Here is a 4243-nt window from a genome sequence, read left to right as displayed (position 1 = left end):
GAGATCGGGCGTATAACCGCCGATCGTTTGGAGATTGAGGAGAACCAAGGAGAGCATCCCGAAGGCGAGCAGAAGGAGGAGAGAGCTCGCGAAAACCCCGATCGAGTAATGGGGCTGCAAAAAGAGCCGCACATCGATGAGCGGCTCCCTCTCTCCCAATTCCCAGACCCCGAAAGCAATCAAGGAGAGAACGCCGACCACCAGCAAGAGGACGATCCAGGTCGAGTTGTACCAATCCTCGTCTTGTCCGCGGACGACCGCCGTCTGGAGTGAGAGCGCAGAGAGAAGGAGGAGGCTCAGACCCGTCCAATCGAACCGAAAGGCGACTCGCTCCTCCTTCCGGCGGACAAGCACCGCCCAAAGGAGACCTCCGAAGAAAAAGTGGAGCAGGGAGACATCGAGAAAAAAGGCGCGCCATCCGACGGGCTCTTCCATCCAGGCACCCAGATTGGGTCCGAACGCAAAGGTGCTTCCCAAGAGAAGGCCGAAGCCGGTGATGACATTCGGCCATCGCTCGACGGGGTGGAGGCGGAGGGTGAGGAACTGGGCTAGGATCATCGCCGTTCCCGAAAAAAAGCCAAGCACGAGCCGAAGGCCGAGGAAGAGGTAGAAATCCCCGACGAGCCCACAGAGAAAGGATGAAGCGCTCAAACCGAAGCAGGAGGCGAGGAGCGAGGGAGTCGGTCGAAAGCGGCGCGAGAGCCAGGGGGCCAAAAACATCCCGAAGGCCCGCCCCGAAAAGAAGATCGCCGAGCTCCAGGAGGCGTGGCTCGGGCTCTGGCCCAGATCACCGATCGAGAAGAGGCTAAATGCGGCGTAGGAGGAGGAGCCGTAGAGGGCGAGGGCAAATTCCAAAGGGAGAACGATGTGAATGACCCAAAATCGCCACCCGCGCAGAGCGATCTCCGCTTTCATCGAAATGCCCCTAGCCCTCCTTCTCTCCCAAACCCGGCAGGATCGAGTCGCCGCATCATGGCTGTACCGGGGAAGGGGCTGCGGGCGCTTGGGTTCCGGAAGGCTCTCTTCTTTCCTGCAGCCCCTCGGTCGAAGCCCGGGGGTGCCGGCGGTTGGCGGCAATGATCGCTTGGATCTTCTCCTCGGCCCCGCCGAGCTGTTGCTCGTAGAATGGCGCTTCGTACTTCTCCTTGGGAAACCGGGCCAACGATTCGAGGACCGAGATCCCCCGCTCGCTCACATGAATCGCCGTTACCGCGGAGAGGCCCGGACGCAACGGATTGGCGCGCACTTCCTTTTCGGAGAGCCGGATCCGAACGGGTACCCTTTCGACGATGTGGATGTAGTTGCCGGTGGCGTTTTCCGGGGGAAGGAGGCCGAAGACACTTCCGGTTCCGGCTCCAATCCCCTCGACCACGCCATGATAGCGCCGGCGATGGCCGTAGAGGTCGATAGAGATCCTTACGCTCTGGCCCGGGCGGATTCGCCGGAGTTCCCGCTCCCGGTAGTTCGCCTCGACCCAGAGATAGTCGAGCGGAACGACGGCCATGAGCGGAGTGTCCGGGTGGACCTCATCCCCCGGCTGAACGCGGCGATTGGCGACGAATCCGCTGACGGGAGCTTGGACTTCCCTCCGGACATAGTCCAAGTATGCTTTCTTGAGGGCGCTGGCGGCCTCGAGCACCTGCGGGTGGCTCTCGACGGTCGTTCTCCGAATCTGCGCCTCCGCCGCTTGCCAGTCCGCCTCGACCTCCCGAACCGTGGCTTCCAACTCCCGAATCTGGCATTCGGTATCGTCGACCTGCTGGGCGGGGATCGCGCCGTAAGACGCAACGGCTCGGTACCGCACCAAGTCATGCCGGAGCCGCTCGAGCCGTGCGGATTGCGCCAGGATCCTCTGTCTGTCGAGCATTACTTGGCTGAACAGGGCTTCCACGCGCCGGACCGCCTCGCCCAATCGGGCCTCGGCCCCTTCCAAGGCGACGCGGGAGTCGAGCCCATCCAGTCGGACGAGCATTGCCCCCTGCCGAACAAATTGCGTATTTTCATAGCGCACCTCGACGACCGTGCCAGTCACCTGGGATTTGACCGGGACGAGATTGCCGGTGACGTAGGCATCGTTGGTCACGACCCAACGGCTGGCGAAGAGCCACCACCAGAGCAACAAGAGAACCAAGCCAAAGGCGGAGAATCCGGCAAAGAACAGAAGGCGTCGGTTTCGGATCACCCGCCGCCGGAGGCGGGGAGGCGTCCGAGCCAACAGATTCCGGGAGAGCCCTCGCTGCCAGCGCTCCCAAAGCTCGCGGATCATAATTCCTTACGCGGCCACTCCGAAACCGCGGCGGGCTCGAACCCCCCGCCCAGGGCAACCAGGAGTCCCACGGCCGAATCCACATGCTGGGCATGGCGCATGCTGAGCCGACTCTCCTCTTCCGCCAGCCGATACTGCATCTCGAGCAGATCCTGCCGCACGTTGAGGCCGGAGGCGAAGAGGCGCTGCGCCAGCTCGACATTCGCCGTTGCTGCCTGCACCGCCCTTTCCTGCGCCTCCAGATCCTGGACCGCCTCTTGCCAGGATACCAGAGCGTCGGCGACCTGCTGCACCGCCGAGAGCAAGACGCTGTTGTAGCGTTCCACGGCGATGGAATACTCCGCTGCCACCGACTCAAGCTGAGCCGTCAACCGTCCGCCCTCGAAGATCGGCAGCGTGATGGCGGGGCCCGCCATGTACATGAGTGGGAGGCCGGGGCTCAGGAAGAGGGTGGGAAAGTTCAACGTTTGGAAGCCGAGCCAGGCAACGAGATTGAGGTTCGGATAGAACGCGGTCTTGGCCACCTTTACTTGCTCCGCGGCCGCCTGCGCCCGCCAGCGCGCCACGGCGACATCCGGACGATGGCCGAGAAGATCGAAGGCGATCCGCTCCGGCAGCGGAAAGCGGCGGGGGAAGCTCGCCTCCGAGGCGACAAGCGTCCTCCCCCAGTCCGGGCCCTGCCCCGCCAATCGAGCGATCTCGTTGCGCAAGCTTTGGCTCTCCCGCTCGAGCGCGGCCACGTCCTGCCGAGCGCTTTCCAACCGCTCTTCCGCCGTGTGGACCGGAAAGAGGCTGTCGACTCCGTGCGATCCCCGCACCCGGGAAAGCGAAAGGAGCTCGCGGGCGACTGTTTCTCTCCGCCGCGCCAAGAGGAGCTCTTCTTGGGCCGCCGCGAGTCGGACATAGCTCCGGGCCACAGTGGCACCTAAGAGAAGCCGGGTGACGGCAACCTCAGACTCCTCGGCGCGCGCCTCGCCCACAGCGGCCCGGACCCGCGCTCGGTCTTCCCCCCAGAGATCGACATGGTAGTTGCCAAACAGGGGAATGATATCGGCGAAGAAAAAGGAGTTCGTCCCGAACGGACCGAAGAAGCTCGAACCCGGAAAGCCCCAGACGCCCATCGACGAGTTTGCCAGCCATGGCCGTACTCCGACGGAGGGAAGATAGCGGCTCCGGGCCCCGGCCGCCATCGCCCAAGCCTGATGCACCCGTTGGCGAGTCGCCCGCAGATCGGGATTGCTCGTGAGAGCCAGATGCAGGACCCGGTCGAGCTCCGGGCAACGGAGGCTCCGCCACCAGAAGTTTCGGGGCCATTCGGAAGAAAGGGAGAAAGCATCCGGGCCGACGGAGGAGACCGTCGCCGCCATCGCCGGTGGAGCGATCGGCGTCGCGGGCCTGCTATCCTTGGGGAGATAGGCACAGCCGGCAAGGGATACGGAGAGCGCACCAACCCACGTCCAGAGCCAAGGGAAGCAGTTGCGGGCTCTTGCGCGCGGGATCGCACGCCCCCGCTCCGCTTCTTTCTCCCCAGTTCCGTTTGCTTCGATCCAGGAACGCAGGGGCGCGACCAGCCCCGAACCCAAGATCATCGACGCTTCCGAAGAAAGCGGACGACAGACCGACATCTGCTCTCCTACTTATGTAAGTAAATACTCACTTAACAAAATAAGCCCGCCACCTTCTACTGCGGTTTGGCTTTTCGAGCCAGCGGATCGCGCAGCAGCGAAAGGAGACCGCTCCTCTCGCGCACAGCGAAATAGCCGCCGGAGGTTCGTCCCGAATTTGAAGCCTCTTCCGGCTCGGAGCGTGCAGGAAAGCAAAGCTTCCCACCGAATTCGGGCCTCCCGGTTAGCAAGAGTTTCCGGAAAATTCCGCGAAAGTCAAGCCGGTGCGCCGCCCTTGTCGCGACGAGTCGGATCCGGGGGTCGGCCTCTCTCCTACTCGAAGCGAGGCCGACCGGGAAAGAACGGCAGGAGC

At 63.5% G+C, this 4243-nt stretch carries 3 protein-coding genes; all 3 read right to left on the bottom strand.

The genetic code is table 11. The features are described from left to right. A partial coding sequence (locus tag FN369_RS08870; protein WP_142525798.1) for an MFS transporter occupies positions 1–915 on the bottom strand: 915 nt, incomplete at its 3' end. Positions 916–970: 55 nt separating this feature from the next. Then, positions 971–2266 (bottom strand): HlyD family secretion protein, encoded by a 1296-nt coding sequence (locus FN369_RS08865; RefSeq protein WP_142525797.1) that lies wholly within the window; start codon positions 2264–2266, stop codon positions 971–973. Further along, positions 2263–3891, bottom strand: a complete 1629-nt coding sequence (locus FN369_RS08860; RefSeq protein ID WP_246189643.1) for an efflux transporter outer membrane subunit — start codon at positions 3889–3891, stop codon at positions 2263–2265. The genes FN369_RS08865 and FN369_RS08860 overlap by 4 nt, the downstream gene beginning before the upstream one ends. Positions 3892–4243 lie beyond the last annotated feature (352 nt).

Source organism: Methylacidimicrobium cyclopophantes (assembly GCF_902143385.2).
GTDB lineage: Bacteria > Verrucomicrobiota > Verrucomicrobiia > Methylacidiphilales > Methylacidiphilaceae > Methylacidimicrobium > Methylacidimicrobium cyclopophantes.
Note: the sequence above shows the minus strand (reverse complement) of the source record. Positions and strands in the feature narration are given on the sequence as shown.

Bases quoted from the DNA above. Each gene is read 5' to 3' on its own strand.
- FN369_RS08865 (WP_142525797.1), bottom strand. From the start codon at position 2,266: ATGATCCGCGAGCTTTGGGAGCGCTGGCAGCGAGGGCTCTCCCGGAAT.
- FN369_RS08860 (WP_246189643.1), bottom strand. From the start codon at position 3,891: ATGTCGGTCTGTCGTCCGCTTTCTTCGGAAGCGTCGATGATCTTGGGT.